Genomic DNA, 16,832 nt, shown 5'->3' with positions numbered 1-16,832 from the left:
AATTGCCGCCTTTTTCTTTGGTTTCATTCCGCCGCCGCTTTCTGCCTTCCCAGCTTGCGGTACAGCGTGCTGCGCGAAACGCCGAGCGCCTTCGCCGCCCGGCTGAGATTGCCGCCCGCCGTGTCGATCGCCGCCTGCAGATCCTCCTGGCCGGTATCGGCGCTCTCCTGGCGCGGCGCCAGCACCGCGATGGACTGCGGCAGATCGTCCAGAGTGAGCACCGCATGATCGTCCGCCAGCGCCAGCAGCACCTTGAGCGTACTCAACAGCTGCCGCACATTGCCGGGCCACGGGTAGCGCGCCAGCATCGCCAGCGCCTCCGGCAGCAGGCGAATGTCGCGCCGCTCGCCGCCCAGCTCTCGCCACAGCTGCAAAATGAAGGCTTCCAGCTGCGCCCGCTCTCTGAGCGGCGGAATGCGCAGGCTGTATTCCTGTATGCGGTACAGCAAATCCTCGCGAAATGCCCCCGCCTGTACCTGCCGATGCAGATCGTGGTGTGTGGCGCAGACCAGCGCGAAATCGACCGGATAAGCGCTGCGGCTGCCGAGCGGCGTGACCGTTTTTTCCTGTAACACCCGCAGCAGCCGCGTCTGCAGGCCCGCCGGCATGTCGCCGATTTCATCGAGGAACAGCACGCCGCCGTCCGCCTCGCGGATCTTGCCGATATAGCCTTTCGGGTTGGCGCCGGTAAACGCCCCCGGGGCATAGCCGAACAGCTCGGACTCGATCAGCGGCTCAGGCAGCGCCGCGCAGTTGATCGCCACGAAGTTGCCGTTACGCCAGCGGCTCTCTTGAAACAGGTGTCGGCTGAAGTGCTCCTTGCCGCAGCCGGTTTCACCGGTCACGCACAGGGAAAGGCCGGCGTTGAGAATGCGCAGCGCTTTCTGATGCTGCTCGTCATGCCTTTGCGCCGGCGGTGCAGAACGCAGGGCGCTGACGCGGCGCTGCGGCGCCTCAAGCAGCGAATAATAATGCCGTTGATTGCCGGCCAGCGTCTGGTGCGGTGCGCCGGAGGGATGTCGCAGCAGGTCGGGGAACAGCTGGGCGAACTCAACCGCGCCGAATGCGACCGGTGAAAGCTGGAACTCCAGCATCGCCAGCCGATTGGCGGCGACCAGCACTTCGTCGTGAAACACCAGCAGCAGCTCCTGCGCGCTGCCTAGGCTCCCGGCGTCGGCGTGCAGGCGCAGCGTCCAGTGACGATCGGCGATCGCACTTCTGACCCAGCGGTGTTCGATATGTCGCACCGCCTGCATGATCAGGTGCTGTGCATCGCGATACGGCTGCTGCGCGGGCGCGGAAAGATCCAATATCCCGGCAATGTGGCCATCCGGCCGGTAGATCGGCGCGGCGGTGCAGTTCAATCCGGCATTTTGGTTGAGATAATGCTGGTCGCCGCGCACTTCGCAGAACGCGCCCAGCGCCAGCGCGGTGCCGATGGCGTTGGTGCCCCGCTCCGCTTCTCCCCACGGGTTGCCCGGCGCCAGCGCAAAGCGCGATGCCTTATGCAGAAAATCGGTGTTGCCGCGGGTTTCCAGCACCAGCCCGTCGGCGTCGGCAATGACCACAATGGCGGGCTGGCGCGTAATTTGCGCGCCCAGCTGCTCGATCAGCGGCTGCACCCGTTGCGGCACCCAGTCGTTGCGGCTACGCCGCTCTTCGAGCAACCCGGCTTTGATGAACGAGATATGCTGGTCGGCGCGCGCCAGGCCGTAGCCCCGGCTGCGCTGCCAGGATTCCGCCAGCGGGTGGGTCAACAAACTGGCGCCCTCAGTGGGCAAGCGGTCGTCAGGCAACATGCGTTTCTCCCCCGTTCGCGAGTGTTGCAAATATGTATCACAGATGTGTATCAGGCGTTGCGACACGGGACACAAAAAATCATCGCCGGCGGCGGAACCGCTCGATTCGCCAAGTCACATCCGTTTTTAACATGCTAATAAATAAGATCTTTTAACGAGCATCTTCGCCATGCATCAATCTGGCACGGGGCGTGCTTCTCCCTGCTGCGGCGGCATGCCGCACTCACAGGCGCAGCGCAATAGCGCCGGTTATCATCTGCAGAGAGGTGCTTCACATGAAATATGTCCACCCCGGTTTGCCTGGCTCGCTGGTCTCGTTCCGCAAACGCTATGGCAACTACATTGGCGGCAAATTCGTCGAACCGGTATCCGGCAACTACTTCACCAACACCTCGCCGGTGACCGGCCAGCCGATCGCCGAATTCCCGCGTTCCGACGCCAAAGACATCGAACTGGCGCTCGACGCGGCGCATGCGGCGGCGGACGCCTGGGGCAAAACCAGCGTGCAGGAGCGCTCCAACGTGCTACTGGCGATCGCCGATCGCATCGAGTCGCGGCTGGAGATGCTGGCGCTGACCGAAACCTGGGACAACGGCAAACCGATCCGCGAAACCCTGAATGCCGATCTGCCGCTGGCGGTCGACCATTTCCGCTACTTCGCCGGTTGCCTGCGCGCGCAGGAAGGCACCGCGGCAGAGATCGACCAGAACACCGTGGCCTACCATATCTATGAGCCGTTGGGCGTAGTCGGCCAGATCATTCCGTGGAACTTCCCGCTGCTGATGGCCGCCTGGAAACTGGCGCCGGCGCTGGCGGGCGGTAACTGCGTGGTGCTGAAACCGGCGGAGCAGACCCCGCTCGGCATCAGCGTGCTGATGGAAGAGATTGGCGACCTGCTGCCACCGGGCGTGCTCAACGTGGTGCAAGGCTTCGGCGCCGAGGCCGGCGAAGCGCTGGCGCGCAGCAAACGCATCGAGAAGATCGCGTTCACCGGTTCCACACCGGTCGGCCGCCACATCCTCGCCTGTGCGGCAGAGAACATCATCCCCAGCACCGTCGAGCTGGGCGGAAAATCGCCGAACATCTATTTTGAAGACATCATGCAGGCGGAGCCGGAGTTTATCGACAAGGCGGTTGAGGGGCTGGTGCTCGGCTTCTTCAACCAGGGTGAGGTATGCACCTGCCCTTCACGCGCGTTGATCCAGGAATCCATCTACCCGCAGTTTATGGAGAAAGTGCTGGCACGCATCGCCACCATCCGCCAGGGCGATCCCTTCGATACCGAGACCATGATCGGTGCCCAGGCGTCAAAACAGCAGTATGACAAGATCCTGTCCTACATCGACATCGCTAAAAACGAGGGAGGAAAAATCGTGGTGGGTGGCGAACCCGCCCAGCGTGGCGACGAAGTGCAAAACGGGTTCTACCTGCAGCCGACGTTGATTACCGGCAATAACAGCATGCGTTTCTTCCGCGAGGAGATCTTCGGGCCGGTGATTGGCGTCACCACCTTCAAGGATGAGGCTGAGGCTCTGGCGCTGGCCAACGACACCGAGTTCGGGCTGGGCGCCGGGCTGTGGACCCGCGACATCAATCGCGCCTATCGCATGGGCCGCGCGATCAAAGCCGGGCGCGTGTGGACCAACTGCTATCACCTGTACCCGGCGCACGCCGCGTTCGGCGGCTACAAGAACTCCGGTATCGGGCGTGAAACCCACAAGGCGGCGCTGTCGCACTATCAGCAGGTGAAAAACCTGCTGGTCAGCTACGACGCCAAACCGCTGGGCCTGTTCTGAACCGGGCATAACAACAAGAAGGCCACCCGCGGGTGGCCTTTTTTGTTCGCGTGGCTTACTTCGCCATGCTGAGATCGATCACCATGCGACCGCGAATGGTGCCCGCCTTCATCTCGTCGAAGATGGCGTTGATATCGCCCAGTGGACGTTTGGTCACTTTCGGCGTCACTTTGCCTTCGGCGGCGAACTGGAACGCCTCCTTCAGATCTTCGCGCGTGCCCACCAGCGAACCCACCACCTGAATGCCGTCCAGCACCAGGCGCGGAATGCTCAGATCCATGCTCTCCGGCGGCAGCCCCACCGCCACCACTTTACCGCCGGCGCGCACCGCATTGACCGCCGAGTTGAAGGCGGCTTTCGCCACCGCCGTCACCACCGCCGCGTGAGCGCCGCCGGTTTGCTGCTGAATGATCTCCTCCGCATTTTGCGTTTTGGAGTTGATGGTCAGATCGGCGCCGATCTGTTTGGCGAATTCCAATTGGCCATCGTTGACGTCGATGGCGATCACTTTGGCGTTAAACACGTTCTTGGCGTACTGCAACGCCAGGTTGCCTAGACCGCCCAGACCATAGATGGCGATCCACTGCCCCGGCTTGATATCGGAAATTTTCACCGCCTTGTAGGTGGTAACCCCGGCGCAGGTGATGCTGCTGGCGGCGAAAGAATCGAGCCCGTCCGGCACTTTCACCGCGTAGTCCGCCACCACGATGCACTCTTCCGCCATGCCGCCGTCAACGCTGTAGCCGGCGTTCTTCACCGAACGGCACAGGGTTTCGTTGCCACTGACGCAGTATTCGCAATGGCCGCAACCCTGGTAAAACCAGGCGACGCTGGCGCGGTCACCCACTTTTAACGAGGTGACGCCCTCACCGACGGCGGAGACCACGCCGATACCCTCATGCCCCAACGTAATGCCCGGCACCTCGCCGAAATCGCCGTTTTTCACGTGCAAGTCGGTGTGGCACACCCCGCAACACTCCATCTTCAACGCCGCCTCGCCGTGCTTCAGCGGGCGCAGCACTTTATCCTGAATGTCTACGGTATGGTTTTTCGTCACTACGGCAGCTTTCATGGTGTTTTCCTTAGCAGAATGGGAAGTACAGTTGTTAATGTAGTGACTGTATTCAGTGAGGGCAAGCGCCGCGTGTTTTGTGTAAAAACAAATAATTAAATATGAATCAGCATGATTATTTCATAAAAAACAATTAACAGACGGCGCGATCTCATTCGGATTGACAGCCGCCCCGGCGGCGGCGGATGATAAAAAAAAGGGTCAGGTCGCCTACGTGTCATCAACGAGACACGATCGGACCACCAACGCAAAATGAAGGGGCAACTACACATGTTCTCCAAAATACAGTTCCGCTGGTGGAGCGCGCCACTGGCGGTGCTGCTTACCGTTGCGCTCTTTATGGCGCTGGATAGCTGGGGCCTACCCCTGGGGGGGAGTGGCTTGTTGCGTTCGTTGCTCGTGAGCGGCGTCTGCGTTATTTTGCTGTATGGCATCAACCGGATCGCCGCAAAACAAACATCCAACCGCTGACACCACGCCCCTGCTGCCGGCGCCGATGATTTCTGTCTATTCCGCCTGAAATTTTGCTGTTTGACTCATGCCTTGAATCGATTAACAGGAATTTTGAGGTAGTGCTGCCCGTCATCTTCGCAATCAGGCAGAACGCCGCCGCGAATATTGACCTGCAGCGCCATCAGCATGAGTTCCGGGTGAGGCAGCGTCGCGTCCCGCTGCTTTCTTTGCGCAATAAACCGGGATTTATCCATGTTGACCACCCAGGGATTGTTCTCGCGCTGCTCTCTCACGGTGCTTTCCCAGCGGGCCTCACGCCCCGCCGGGCGGTAATCATGGCCAGTAAACAGGCGGGTATCCGCCGGCAGGCTCAAGATCCGCTGCAATGAATCCCACAAGGCCTCCGCATTGCCGCCAGGGAAATCGGCCCTTGCCGTGCCGCTGTCCGGCATGAAAAACGTATCGTGGATAAACGCCGCATCCGCAATGTAGTAAGTGACGGACGCCAGCGTGTGTCCGGGAGACAGTAAGACTTCAGCGCGCAGGTTGCCGATGAAAAAGACGTCCCCATCTGCAAACAGCGCATCCCAGACGGTATTGGCGGCAGGCAGGTCTTTTAAATTATAGATCTCTTCCCATATCTCCCGCACGGCGGTAATTTTTTCACCGATGCCGATGAAGGCGCCGGTTTTCTGCGCCAGCCAGGTGGCGGCCGAAAAATGATCGGCGTGCGGGTGCGTATCCAACACCCAGGCCACACCCCACCCCCGCTGACGGATAAAATTCAGAATATCGTTGGCCTGTTGATGCGAGACCGTGCCCGATCGGCGGTCAAAATCCAGCACCGGGTCGATAATCGCACAGCGGCGCGCCTCGGGATCGGCAACCACATACTGCAGGCTGCCGCTTTCCGGCTCATAAAACGCGTGAACTTCCGCAGTGGCCCGCACGGACCGATGCTTGCCATACCAGCTGAGCACCTTATCGGCGTCCGCGCCGTATTCGTCGCATTGGCGGCGAAATTGCGCTTCATCTATCTGACCTTCGCGCAGCGCATACAGCAGGGAAAGGCCGGCAGAGCGAGCCCCGCTTCTGCAGTGCGCCAAAGTCTTCTCGCCTTGTCGCAGCAAAAACTGGAAGGTGTAAACGGTCTCCCAGGTCAGCGTATCGAACGTATAAGGAAGATAGACGTAACGCATCCCCTCTTGTTCAGCCAACGCTTTCTCTTGCTGATGGTCAAGATACTCCCCCGGTTCTTCGTCCGGCCGATTGTTGACGATAAGGCGGTAGCCCTGTTGAGACAGCGCCTTGAAATCACGCGTTTCAGGCGCGCCCGAAAAGGAGAGCTGAGGGTGGTAAGTGCGGATGTGCATGTTTTTTTCCTTCCGTTTCATAGGCTTTTAAATAACATATACAGGGCCAGCGCCAGGAGCATAAGGGCATAGAGCACATTGATGATGTCCTCGCGTTTTTTCAGGCGCTCGGCGAGCGCTACCCCCACCACGCCGCCCAGAACACCGCCGACGATGAGCCAGCACGTAATCGCGATCGAGACCTTTCCGGACATGGCGTAGCTGGCGCTGGTCGACAGCCCCATGGCCGCCACGACCACCAGTGAGGTTGCTACCGCTTCAACCATCGAGAAGCGGAAAAACCAGACCAGCGCCGGCACAACCAAAAATCCGCCGCCGATGCCCAGAAAGCCCGCCAGCCCGCCCAGGGCCAGGATGCTGGGCCATACGATGGCGGGATGAATGGCAACATGGGGGGACGGCAAGGGGGACCCTGCAAGGTGATTTCTTTTCAGCGTCAATCCGGCGACAACCAGCATCAACACGGAGAACGGCAGGGTTAAGTAGTGCCCGTCCGTGATTTTTCCCATCTGAGATCCCGCCAGCGCGCCCATGACAGCAACCAGCGAAACGACAAGCCCGGTCTGCCACCTGACGTTGCCTTTGGCAGCGTGCGCTGCCAGGTTGATCAGCGCGTTAATGGCTACCGACATGGCGCTGGTTCCTATAATCAAATGCGTATCCGGCACTTTCACCATATACAGCAATAACGGCACGCAGACGATTGATCCGCCGCCGCCGGTCAGGGCCAGGAGGAATCCCACAATTCCCCCGGTGACCACTAACAGCATCACGATATAAAAACTGAAATGGAAAAAATCCACTGCGCTAATCCCTTAATGATGCTCATGCCATTTATTAACGATCAGTTACCCAGCAATGTCAAATAACTTATTTCTATTTGTTATTACATATAGCAAAATGGAATATGTGATTTTTTATATAACCACAAGTTCTATGAATTCGCTTTTAATCTGGGCGACAACCCCCTACTTTCTTATGAAAGGAGGCCTGCATGAAACCAGAAAAAATAAATACCCAGAAAAGCGTCGTTGTTATTGGCGGCGGCTCATCCGGAATAGGTATCGCGGCAAGCATAAGGAAGCGAGTTAAAGGCATCGATATAACGGTCGTGGAGCCCAACGACTGTCATTATTATCAACCGGCGTGGACCCTGGTGGGCGGCGGGCTCTTTGATATCAATAAAACGCGGCGTTCCCTGCGCGCTGTCCTGCCCTCAGGAACCGCATGGGTACAGGATAGCGTTGTCAGGGTTGAACCCAGTCAAAAATACGTCGAGACCCGCCAAGGACAGAAAATAAACTATGATTTTCTTATTGTTGCGTGTGGCCTCATTCTACGCTGGGATAAAATAGAGGGGCTTGAAGAAACCCTGGGATTAAACTGCGTCACCTCTAATTATCGCTTTGACCTTGCCGAATATACCTGGCAACTGGTCCGGGAAATGAAAGGCGGCCAGGCGATATTTTCTCAACCGACGCCACCCATAAAATGCGCCGGCGCACCGCAAAAAGCCTTGTATTTGTCATGCGATCACTGGCGCCGCCAAGGCATCCTGAATAATATTAACGTCAATTTCTGCCTTGCGGGCACGGCGGTTTTCGGCATTCCACAATTTATCCCCCCGTTGACCGAGTATTTGGGAAAATACCGTGCACAGGTCAATTTCAATCATAATTTAATCCGCGTTGATGGCAAGAATCGGCAAGCGACATTTGCCGTAGAGACAAATGAAGAAGGAAAACGCGAGTTAACCCTGCCCTTCGATATGCTCCACGTCGTACCGCCGCAATCGGCCCCGGCGTTTATTTCTCAAAGCGGGCTCGCGGAAGGATCCGGCTGGTGCGATGTGGATAAATTGACGCTGCAGCATAAGCATTGGCCGGATATTTTTGCGGTAGGCGACTGTTGCTCAACGCCAAACGCCAAAACCCTGGCGGCAGCCAGAAAGCAGGTGGTGGTGGTGGCGGAAAACGTCGCGGCGCTGATTCATGGCGCGCCTCTCACTGCCCATTATGATGGTTATGGCTCCTGTCCATTGACGGTTGAGAAAGGCAAAGTTGTGCTGGCGGAGTTTGGCTATGACGGTAAATTGCTGCCCACGTTTCCCCTGCTCGACGCAACCCAGCCCAGCCGTCTGGCCTGGTGGCTGAAAGCCTGGTTTTTACCCCGGTTTTATTGGGCGGGCATGCTGCGTGGGGTTGAATGGTTTGCCGGAAGCAAGCGGCCGTGACGCGCACTCGGCCCCCTCGTCGCTCTGGCCTCAGCAGACGCTTGACTATTTGGCGAGACAACGCCACCATCGCTTGCAGGTCCATCAGGCTGATTGCGAGCCGTTACCACTACCGGTCGATCATCGATGAAAAATGCCCCCGCAGTGACGATCCACTACTGTTCACAATGCAACTGGCTGCTGCGCGCCGGCTGGATGGCGCAAGAGCTGCTCAATACCTTCGGCGACGATCTCGCCTCCGTCACCCTGATGCCGGGCACCGGCGGGGTCTATCAAATCAGCGTCGATGGCGTGATGATTTGGGATCGCAAAATTGACGGCGGCTTCCCCGATGCGGCGCAACTGAAGCAGCGGCTGCGCGATCACAGCTTCCCCGATCGCTCTCTCGGCCACAGCGAAGGTAAAAAAGCCAAGCACTGAACATCCGGCGGCAAGCACAGCTTCAATTTAACGCATAGCTGGCCGCCATCACGACGCCATTCATGGTCATATGCAGCCCAATGGGCAAATAGATCCCTTTGGATCTCACCCTGGCGGCCGTTAACACCAACGAGATGAGCACCAGGGCTGCTAATGTGCGCCAATCGGTGTACTGGGTATGCAAAACGGCAAAGATGACAGACACCGTTAACGCGGCCCAAAGCACCTTATCGTTAAACCAATACATCAGTGCGTTAAACAAACAGCCGCGAAATACGATCTCTTCATAGACGGGGACGACGAAAACCAACAAAGCGGCATTGAGCGCCAAAATCTCGCCGGGCAATGCCACCTGCTCCATCACCCAGGTTTCCGTTTTTTCCACGCCCATCAAACGCGGGAAAATAAACTGAATCACCAACAGCGCGAACAGCAGCAGCGCAAAATCGTTGCGTTTAACCTCGCCTTTGCCCAATCCTTCTCTACGGCGGAAAAAAAGCAGGTATAACGAAAAGATAGCGACAAATTCTATTCCGTACAGCAACGGCAGCAATAGCCCTTGTCGCATCAAGGCGGCTCTGTTCTCTATGAACAACGGAATAAATGTAATCAGGAACATCAGCAAAAACATGGAAAAGCAGCCATTAACGGCTCGCGTTCTCGTGATAAACGCATTGTCGACCATATAACCATCCTTAGTTTTGAGCAGCGATTGACCAAACGGTAGCAAGGCAAGAGACCGCGGCAGTTTATCCCCATGCGATATCATTGTCATGAACCCGTTCGAAGCGAACGTCCATTCGCAAATTTCTCCAAGCCATTGGCAAGCGGTTGATTTCGCCTGGGCTACCTGCGTTATACTGATCGCCCTTTTGGTCACGCATTTACAACAATTTTATGATGGAACGCTTGCTAGAAAACGCGATGTACGCCTCCCGCTGGTTGCTCGCACCGGTTTATTTCGGCCTTTCACTGGCCCTGGTCGCCCTGTCTATTAAATTTTTTCAGGAGATCCTGCACGTCCTGCCCAACATTTTTTCTGTCGCGGAAGCCGATCTGATCCTGACCCTGCTGTCGCTGGTCGATATGGCGCTGGTAGGCGGTCTGTTGGTGATGGTGATGTTCTCCGGGTATGAAAACTTCGTCTCGCAGCTGGATATCACCGAAGGGAAAGAAAAACTGAGCTGGCTGGGCAAAATGGACGCCACCTCGCTGAAAAACAAAGTCGCCGCGTCTATCGTCGCCATTTCCTCCATTCACCTGCTGCGGGTGTTTATGGACGCCAAGAACGTCCCGGACAACAAGCTGATGTGGTATGTGATCATCCATCTCACCTTCGTGCTGTCCGCATTCGTGATGGGCTATCTGGACAAGGTCACCCGTTCCAAGCACTAACAGCGCGCTACCACACCCGATCGCCAGGATCGGGTGCCTCCCTTTCCCCCATTCCTCGCCTGTTTCTCCGCCGTCATGTCTTTCATCTGGCACATCTGATGATAATTTTATTATAATGTTATTACACTCACCATGGACTGAACGCCGGCCATCGCACCGGTTTCGCCGCAGACAGGATCACGCGCCCCCATGCCACTGAATGGTCACCCCCTGCAATTCAACGATATTCAGGCGATTTTGCCTCATCGTTATCCCTGCCTGTTGGTCGATCGCGTGCTGCCCGCCGGCACCTGCATTGCCGAAGGGCGGCTGAGCGCCATCAAGAACATCACCGCCAATGAGCCGACGTTCTGGAGCGGCCACGCTCACTTCGCCGGTTTTCCCGGCGTGCTGCTGGTAGAAGCCCTGGCGCAAAGTACCGGCCTGCTGGCCCATTACTATCTCGGGGCGCTGAACGAAGGGGAACATTACTATTTCGCCGCCATCCAGCGGGCGCGGTTTTATCGCGCCGCCCGCCCCGGCGACCAGGTGCTGATGGAGGTCGCCTTTGTGCGCCGGCGCGGGGCGATCGCCCGCTTTACTGGCCGTGCCAGCATCGACGGCCAACGCATTTGCACCGCCGATTTCATGTGCGCCCGTAAATAGGCCGCTTGCCAAAGGAGCCCTGCGAATACCATGTCTCTGGTTGACAGCTTACTCAGAACCCTCGATTTCTCTCCGCGCGGCCAGGTGATCGCCCGCGAAGCCGACGCCTGGGGCGAAATCATCGTTTCCGATCACAAGGACTACCGCACGCTGCGGTTTGACGGCATCTGCGAGCAGAGCAAGATGAGCCTCAGCAACCCCGCGCAGCCGATCCACAACTACATCAAAGCGATGCTGATGGCGGTGGCCTGGCAGCCGCCGACGTCTGCGCTGATCCTGGGACTGGGTGGCGGCAGCCTGCTGCGTGCGCTGCACGCCCTCGATCCGGCGATGCGCCTGGACGTGGTCGAGCTGCGCGCTGCGGTGATCGCCGTCGCACGCCGTTATTTTACGCTGCCGGCCACCGACACCATCAGCCTGCGCACCGCCGATGCCATGGACTTCGTGCGCCCGCCTGCCGAGACGCGCTACGATCTGATCTTCTCCGATCTCTATTCGGCATTTGCCATGGATCCGCAACAAGGCAGCCAGACCTTCCTGGAAAACTGCGCCGCGCGGCTGAACGACGGGGGCTGGCTGGTGCTGAATTACCACGATCTGCCCGACGAAAACAGCCTGCTGTACCATAGCCTGCACCGGGTATTCAACACCGTGCTGTTTTGCGTCGCGCCCAGCGGCAACGTGATTATTTACGCCACGCGAGCCCAGGTGACGTTGCCGCTGAGCGCGCTGCGCAATCTGGCCGCCGGCAGCGGTGAACTGTTCCACTGCGAACTCGGCTACCTGTCACGCAAAATAGAGCGGCTGCATTTCCGCTAAAGACGAGCGGCGACGCGGTCTGGCTGGCCGCTTCGCCCACGTGGTATTATCATTCAGTTATCATTCTCTGGAGGATCCTGATGGAAAAGAAAACGGCGCGGCTAACGGTGCTGATTGACCCGGACAAGAAAAAAGCCCTGGAAGACCTGTGCCTGCAGCAGGACGTTACCCCTTCCCAGGTGGTACGCCAGCTGATTCGCGATTACCTGCATAAGCATCAAGTGGACTATCCCAGCCAGCCGACTCACGCCAACCCGCGCGTAGAGAGCAATTGAGCGGCGGCCTGCCCCGCACACCGTGAAGCGCGCGATCCCCCTGCGCGCGTCCTTAATCCGAATCCTCCGTTGCGCTCTGTCCATTCAGCCCCATCGCTGCTACTGTTTTATGCTTTCATCTCTCTTCGGAAAGGAAGCGTCATGTTCAGCCATATTACCGTCGGCGTCAGCGATCTGGACGCCGCCGCCGCCTTCTACGACGCCATTTTGTTGCCGTTGGGATTACAGCGGCGGGAAGTGACGCCGGACGGCGGCCCCGCTGCCCGTTGCTGGGTGCGGCCGGGCCAAACGCTGCCGCGTTTCTATGCCTACCAACCCTTCGACAGGCAGCCCGCCAGCGCCGGCAACGGCAGCATGCTGGCCTTTCTCGCCGCCGATGAGCTGGAGGTCAAGCGCGCCTACGCCGCCGGCCTGCTGGCGGGCGGCAGCAGTGAAGGCGAACCCGGCGAACGCGCGCACTACGGCAAAGGCTATTTCGGCGCTTACCTGCGCGATCCTGACGGCAACAAGGTGCATGTGGTTTACCGGGGAGATCTCGCCTGATGAAATGTTCGGTTTACATCGCCACCAGCGTAGACGGATTCACCGCCGGCCCGGACGGCGACATCGACTGGCTGCTGCGCCCCGAGTATGCGGTGTCGTTGCTCAACGGGCTTAGCTATGAGGCGTTTATCGCCGATATCGACGCATTGGTGATGGGGCGCCATACCTACGAGAAAGTTCGCGCCTTTCCCGAGTGGCCCTATGGCGAACTGCCGGTGGTGGTGCTGTCGACGCAGCCGCCCGCACAACAGGATTCCGGGCACGTTCGCTGGATGACTGGCGAACCGGCGGCCATCGTGGCGCAGCTGGCCGAGCAAGGCTGCCGTCACCTGTATATCGACGGCGGCCAGACCGTCCAGCGCTTCCTGCAGGCCGGGTTGATCGACGAACTGACGATTACCCGCGTGCCGCTGCTGTTGGGCGCCGGCATTCCCTTGTTCGGCGCCGATGCCCCGGAGCAGCGCCTGCGCCTGCTCGCCGTCACTCAATCAGACAACGGTTTCGTGCAAGAACGTTACGCGGTTCAACGCGCGTCGTAACGCAGCATCAGTCGGCGGCCGCCGAAGGTGATGAGCAACGCCGCCAACGCCAACAGCGCCGCCGTCCCGTAGGCCACGCGCATACCGTAAGCCGCGGCGGCGGCGGTTCCCACCACCCGCTGCGAGGCCAGATAGAACAGCGCCCCCATCGCCGAGGCGCCGGTGATCGCCCCAAGATTGCGCGCCAGATTGACCATTCCGGCGATCAAACCGCGCCGTTCGGGAAACAGATCCTTCATCAACGCCGTGTTGTTGGCAACCTGGAACAATGCATAGCCGGCGGTCAACAGTGCGATGGGCGCCACATAGCCGAGCACGCCGGCGCGGCTGAGCAGCGACAGCAATGCCGCCCCGGCCGCCACCGCCGTCAGCCCAAGCTGGGCGATGCGCTGCGATCCAAAACGATCCACCAGATAGCCGGCCGGAATGCCGGTCAGGATAGCCACCGCCGGCCCCGCCGACATCACCAGCCCAACCTGCGCGGCGCTTAACCCCAGCGCACGCGACAGATAGAACGGCCCGACCACCAGCGTGGCGGTCATCACCGTCATCACCAGCGCACTGGCCACCAGCCCCGCCGTCAGGGCCGGATGACGGAACATCGCCGGCGCCAACAGCGGCGCGGCGGCGCGACGCTCGGTGCGGATAAACATTGCCCCCGCCAACAAAGCACCCAGCATCAATACCAGATTGAGCACGCCGAAATCGCCGCGCCCGAGGGTCATCGCCAGCGAATAGCAGAGCAATGCGCCGCCCAGCAACAGCGTGCCGGCACGGTCGAACGGTTCCCGGCGAGTTGCCGCACGCGGCCCATTCGGCAAGCATCGCCAGGCGAGCCACAGCGCCAACAGACCCAGCGGCAGGTTGATTAGAAATATCGTCCGCCAGCCGAAGCCGGCGATCAGCGCGCCGCCCAAGGACGGGCCCAGCGCGGTGCCCACCGCCGACATGGTGCCGAGCAGCCCCATCGCGCGGCCGATTTTTTCCGTCCCCAGCACCTCGCCCGCCAGCGCCATGGCGATCGACATCATGACCGCGCCCCCCAGCCCCTGCACCAGACGCGCCGCCAGCAACAGCCAAAGCTGCGGAGCCAGCGCGCAAGCCAGCGAAGCGACGGTAAACAGCGCGATGCCCGCCAACAGCAGCCGGCGGCGATTAAGGCTGTCGCCCAAACGGCCGATGCCGATGATGCAGGTGGTGACGGCCAGCAAATAACAAAGCAGCACCCACTGCACCGCCTGGAACGAGGCATGGAATGCGGTGGCGAGCACCGGCAGCCCGACATTGGCGATGCTGATGCCGAGCGATGACAGCAGCATGCTCAAAGACAGTGCGGCCAGTATGCCGCGGACGCCCTGCGGCGAAGGATGGGATAACATGATAAACACTCCTGACATAGACTGAGGATTAGCCTATGTCAGGGGGTAGGATGGCGGAAGACGCACGGTGTGCACTGTATCCATGCGCCTGACGCCTTATCTGACGCGAGTCGTTACCAGGCGGCGATTTCCGCCTCGGTAAGCGGCAACGGCTGAGTCACACCGGTTTCCGCCGCCAGCGTGGCCGCCTCCAGCACCGCCATCACCGCCAGCGCCTGCGAAGCGGTAACCGGATTACTGCCGGTGCCGTGCAGCGCATCGCGCACCTGGACGTAATATTGACGCTGATCGCCATCCGGCGTCGGCAGCGTGCGCACCGGTTCCGTGCCGATAAACAGACTCATCGCGTCGTCGTCTTTGCCCCACTCCGCCGAGCCCGGCGTCACGCCCGCCAGCAGCTGGCTCTCCTGCCCGTCGGCGCGCGCTTTGACCACGCTGCCTTTCTCGCCGTGCACGGTAAAGCGTGAGACGCCGCCCGCCACCAGCATGCTGCCGTGCAGGATCACGCGGTGCGTCGGGTAGTTCAGCACCACATGGGCCCAGTCGTTAATCTGCGCGTTGGGGCGCAGCGTGGCGATGTTGGCCTGCACGCTGTGTGGCAAGCCGAACAGCTGCAGCGCCTGATCGACCATGTGCGGCCCCAGATCGAACCACAGCCCGCTGCCCGGCAGGTTCTGCTCGCGCCAGCGCACCCGCACTTCTGGGCGGTAACGATCGATGTGCGACTCAAAGTGCGTCACCTTGCCGATCAGCCCCTGTTCGATCACCTGCTTCACGCCCAGGAAATCGCTGTCCCAGCGGCGGTTCTGGAATACCGACAGCAGACGGCCGTGTTTTTCCGCCGCCGCAATCAGCGTGCGCGCCTGCGCCAAATCCAGCGTAAACGGCTTATCCACCACCACGTGCTTGCCCGCCTCCAACGCGGCCAGCGCCAGCGGCGCATGGGTGTCGTTCGGCGAGGCGATCACCACCAAATCCACCTCCGGCCGGCGGATGGCCTCCAGCGGATCGGCGATCACCTGCACGTGCGGCAGATCGGCATGCACCTTGGCGGCATCGCGCGAAGCCACCACGCTCAGTTCCAGCCCCGGCACCGCGTTAATCAGCGGCGCGTGAAACGCCTTGCCGACAAAGCCGTAGCCAATCAGCGCCACCTGCAACGGTTGTGCGGTATCGTTCATCAGTGTTCTCCTCTAGCGGTCGTCGGCGACGACACAAAGTTCAATCAATGATTGTTCGTCCAGGTTGTCCCACGGGCGATCGGTAAACAGACGTTGGATCTGCGCCAGGTCCGCAACGTGATGCGGTTCGCAGCGGTCCAGTTTCATATGGTCAGCCACCAGCCAGCGCTCGCCGCTGTTGGCCAGCATGGCGCGTTTGACCTCTGCATCGGCCTCTTCGCCGGCGCTCAGTCCCAGCTGAGGATGCACCGCGCAGGCGCCCAGCAAGGCGATGTCTGCGCGGTAGCGCGCCAGCAACGCCAGGGTGGCGCTGCCGGCGAACAGCCGCTGGCGAGCATCCCATTGGCCGCCAAGCAGGATCAGGTTGATCTCCGGCCTGTCGCTCAAGCACTGCGCGATATCCAGTGAAGCGGTGATCACCGTCGCCGGGCCGCGCAACGCCTGCGCCACCGCCAACAGCGTACTGCCCGCGTCCAGCATCAGGGTGCTGCCGGGCGGGATCTGCGCGGCCACCGCGCGACCGAGCCGCTGCTTGATCTGCGGCAACAGCGCCGCGCGCGCCTGGCGTGGCATGCCGGACGGTTCGAGCGCGATCGCCCCGCCGTGATGTTTCTGCGCCAACCCTTGCCGCTCGAGGTCGGCCAGATCGCGGCGTACGGTATCGACCGAAACGCCGATGGCGCCGGCCAATTCCGCCACGGCCGCCTGCCCGCGTTCGCTGAGCAAATCCAGTAAATGGCGCTGTCGTGCCGCTTTGTGCATGGGCTTATTCCGCAGTAAAAAGCATAAAACAGCAATATACAGCAGATAACAGCAATGGAGAAGCCGCAATTGTGCGCACCGGAGATCAAACATCTTTTCGCCTGCGGGACGATGATGAAGGCATAACGCATAACAATCCGGAGAAACG

At 60.0% G+C, this 16,832-nt stretch carries 18 protein-coding genes; 10 read left to right on the top strand and 8 right to left on the bottom strand.

The genetic code is table 11. The features are described from left to right. Positions 1 to 23: 23 nt before the first annotated feature. On the bottom strand, positions 24 to 1,799 hold the full coding sequence (locus ACJ8QI_RS07880; RefSeq protein WP_442532312.1) for a sigma-54-dependent Fis family transcriptional regulator: 1,776 nt from the start codon (positions 1,797 to 1,799) through the stop codon (positions 24 to 26). 275 nt (positions 1,800 to 2,074) lie between these two features. On the opposite strand from ACJ8QI_RS07880, the gene exaC reads away from it, so the two are divergent. Then, positions 2,075 to 3,595: an acetaldehyde dehydrogenase ExaC gene (exaC, locus tag ACJ8QI_RS07875; RefSeq protein ID WP_110157812.1), complete on the top strand. Its 1,521-nt coding sequence runs from the start codon at positions 2,075 to 2,077 to the stop codon at positions 3,593 to 3,595. A 55-nt stretch (positions 3,596 to 3,650) separates the two neighbouring features. Here exaC and adhP read toward each other — a convergent pair whose 3' ends face one another. Next, the gene (gene adhP / locus ACJ8QI_RS07870; RefSeq protein WP_442532311.1) at positions 3,651 to 4,667 is read right to left on the bottom strand and encodes an alcohol dehydrogenase AdhP; all 1,017 of its coding nucleotides are present in this window, start codon (positions 4,665 to 4,667) and stop codon (positions 3,651 to 3,653) included. Between the two features lie 270 nt (positions 4,668 to 4,937). On the opposite strand from adhP, the gene ACJ8QI_RS07865 reads away from it, so the two are divergent. Then, entirely contained in the window at positions 4,938 to 5,138 is a 201-nt protein-coding gene (locus tag ACJ8QI_RS07865) for a hypothetical protein (RefSeq protein WP_141968931.1), read from the top strand. 65 nt (positions 5,139 to 5,203) lie between these two features. Here the strand turns inward: ACJ8QI_RS07865 and blh are convergent, their stop codons facing one another. Beyond that, a complete protein-coding gene (blh, locus tag ACJ8QI_RS07860; RefSeq protein ID WP_442532310.1) occupies positions 5,204 to 6,493 on the bottom strand; it encodes a bifunctional sulfur transferase/dioxygenase Blh in 1,290 nt (429 codons plus the stop codon). A 17-nt stretch (positions 6,494 to 6,510) separates the two neighbouring features. Then, entirely contained in the window at positions 6,511 to 7,296 is a 786-nt protein-coding gene (locus tag ACJ8QI_RS07855; RefSeq protein ID WP_230489762.1) for a sulfite exporter TauE/SafE family protein, read from the bottom strand. Between the two features lie 191 nt (positions 7,297 to 7,487). Here ACJ8QI_RS07855 and ACJ8QI_RS07850 point away from each other — a divergent pair, with 191 nt between their 5' ends. Next, positions 7,488 to 8,726 carry an NAD(P)/FAD-dependent oxidoreductase gene (locus ACJ8QI_RS07850; protein ID WP_442532309.1) on the top strand — a complete coding sequence of 413 codons (1,239 nt, stop codon included), beginning with the start codon at positions 7,488 to 7,490 and terminating at the stop codon, positions 8,724 to 8,726. 126 nt (positions 8,727 to 8,852) lie between these two features. Further along, positions 8,853 to 9,146: a SelT/SelW/SelH family protein gene (locus ACJ8QI_RS07845; protein WP_442532308.1), complete on the top strand. Its 294-nt coding sequence runs from the start codon at positions 8,853 to 8,855 to the stop codon at positions 9,144 to 9,146. 22 nt (positions 9,147 to 9,168) lie between these two features. On the opposite strand, the gene ACJ8QI_RS07840 is transcribed toward ACJ8QI_RS07845, so the two are convergent. Continuing rightward, entirely contained in the window at positions 9,169 to 9,831 is a 663-nt protein-coding gene (locus tag ACJ8QI_RS07840; RefSeq protein WP_442532307.1) for a CPBP family intramembrane glutamic endopeptidase, read from the bottom strand. Positions 9,832 to 10,046: 215 nt separating this feature from the next. Here ACJ8QI_RS07840 and ACJ8QI_RS07835 point away from each other — a divergent pair, with 215 nt between their 5' ends. From ACJ8QI_RS07835 to ACJ8QI_RS07810, 6 genes are all read left to right on the top strand, one after another. Then, positions 10,047 to 10,541 carry a TIGR00645 family protein gene (locus tag ACJ8QI_RS07835; RefSeq protein WP_025302805.1) on the top strand — a complete coding sequence of 165 codons (495 nt, stop codon included), beginning with the start codon at positions 10,047 to 10,049 and terminating at the stop codon, positions 10,539 to 10,541. Between the two features lie 189 nt (positions 10,542 to 10,730). Further along, the gene (gene fabZ / locus ACJ8QI_RS07830) at positions 10,731 to 11,186 is read left to right on the top strand and encodes a 3-hydroxyacyl-ACP dehydratase FabZ (protein WP_038873003.1); all 456 of its coding nucleotides are present in this window, start codon (positions 10,731 to 10,733) and stop codon (positions 11,184 to 11,186) included. Positions 11,187 to 11,216: 30 nt separating this feature from the next. Further along, entirely contained in the window at positions 11,217 to 12,005 is a 789-nt protein-coding gene (locus tag ACJ8QI_RS07825) for a spermidine synthase (RefSeq protein ID WP_442532306.1), read from the top strand. An 80-nt stretch (positions 12,006 to 12,085) separates the two neighbouring features. Next, entirely contained in the window at positions 12,086 to 12,280 is a 195-nt protein-coding gene (locus ACJ8QI_RS07820) for a ribbon-helix-helix domain-containing protein (protein WP_038872997.1), read from the top strand. Positions 12,281 to 12,421: 141 nt separating this feature from the next. Then, on the top strand, positions 12,422 to 12,823 hold the full coding sequence (locus ACJ8QI_RS07815; RefSeq protein ID WP_063989835.1) for a VOC family protein: 402 nt from the start codon (positions 12,422 to 12,424) through the stop codon (positions 12,821 to 12,823). Next, positions 12,823 to 13,362: a dihydrofolate reductase family protein gene (locus tag ACJ8QI_RS07810; RefSeq protein WP_442532305.1), complete on the top strand. Its 540-nt coding sequence runs from the start codon at positions 12,823 to 12,825 to the stop codon at positions 13,360 to 13,362. The genes ACJ8QI_RS07815 and ACJ8QI_RS07810 overlap by 1 nt, the downstream gene beginning before the upstream one ends. Here the strand turns inward: ACJ8QI_RS07810 and ACJ8QI_RS07805 are convergent. The 3 genes from ACJ8QI_RS07805 to ACJ8QI_RS07795 all read right to left on the bottom strand — a co-directional run bounded on the left by ACJ8QI_RS07805 (position 13,347) and on the right by ACJ8QI_RS07795 (position 16,684). Further along, positions 13,347 to 14,741, bottom strand: a complete 1,395-nt coding sequence (locus tag ACJ8QI_RS07805) for an MFS transporter (RefSeq protein ID WP_442532304.1) — start codon at positions 14,739 to 14,741, stop codon at positions 13,347 to 13,349. The genes ACJ8QI_RS07810 and ACJ8QI_RS07805 overlap by 16 nt on opposite strands. Positions 14,742 to 14,854: 113 nt before the next feature. Further along, a complete protein-coding gene (locus ACJ8QI_RS07800) occupies positions 14,855 to 15,922 on the bottom strand; it encodes an oxidoreductase (protein WP_141968948.1) in 1,068 nt (355 codons plus the stop codon). A 12-nt stretch (positions 15,923 to 15,934) separates the two neighbouring features. Continuing rightward, positions 15,935 to 16,684: a DeoR family transcriptional regulator gene (locus ACJ8QI_RS07795; protein ID WP_197834239.1), complete on the bottom strand. Its 750-nt coding sequence runs from the start codon at positions 16,682 to 16,684 to the stop codon at positions 15,935 to 15,937. Positions 16,685 to 16,832: the final 148 nt, after the last annotated feature.

Source organism: Serratia sp. CY84636 (genome assembly GCF_052166245.1).
Classification (GTDB): Bacteria; Pseudomonadota; Gammaproteobacteria; order Enterobacterales; family Enterobacteriaceae; genus Serratia; species Serratia nevei.
The sequence above is the reverse complement of the archived record's forward strand: the minus strand, read 5'-3'. Positions and strand labels throughout refer to the sequence as shown.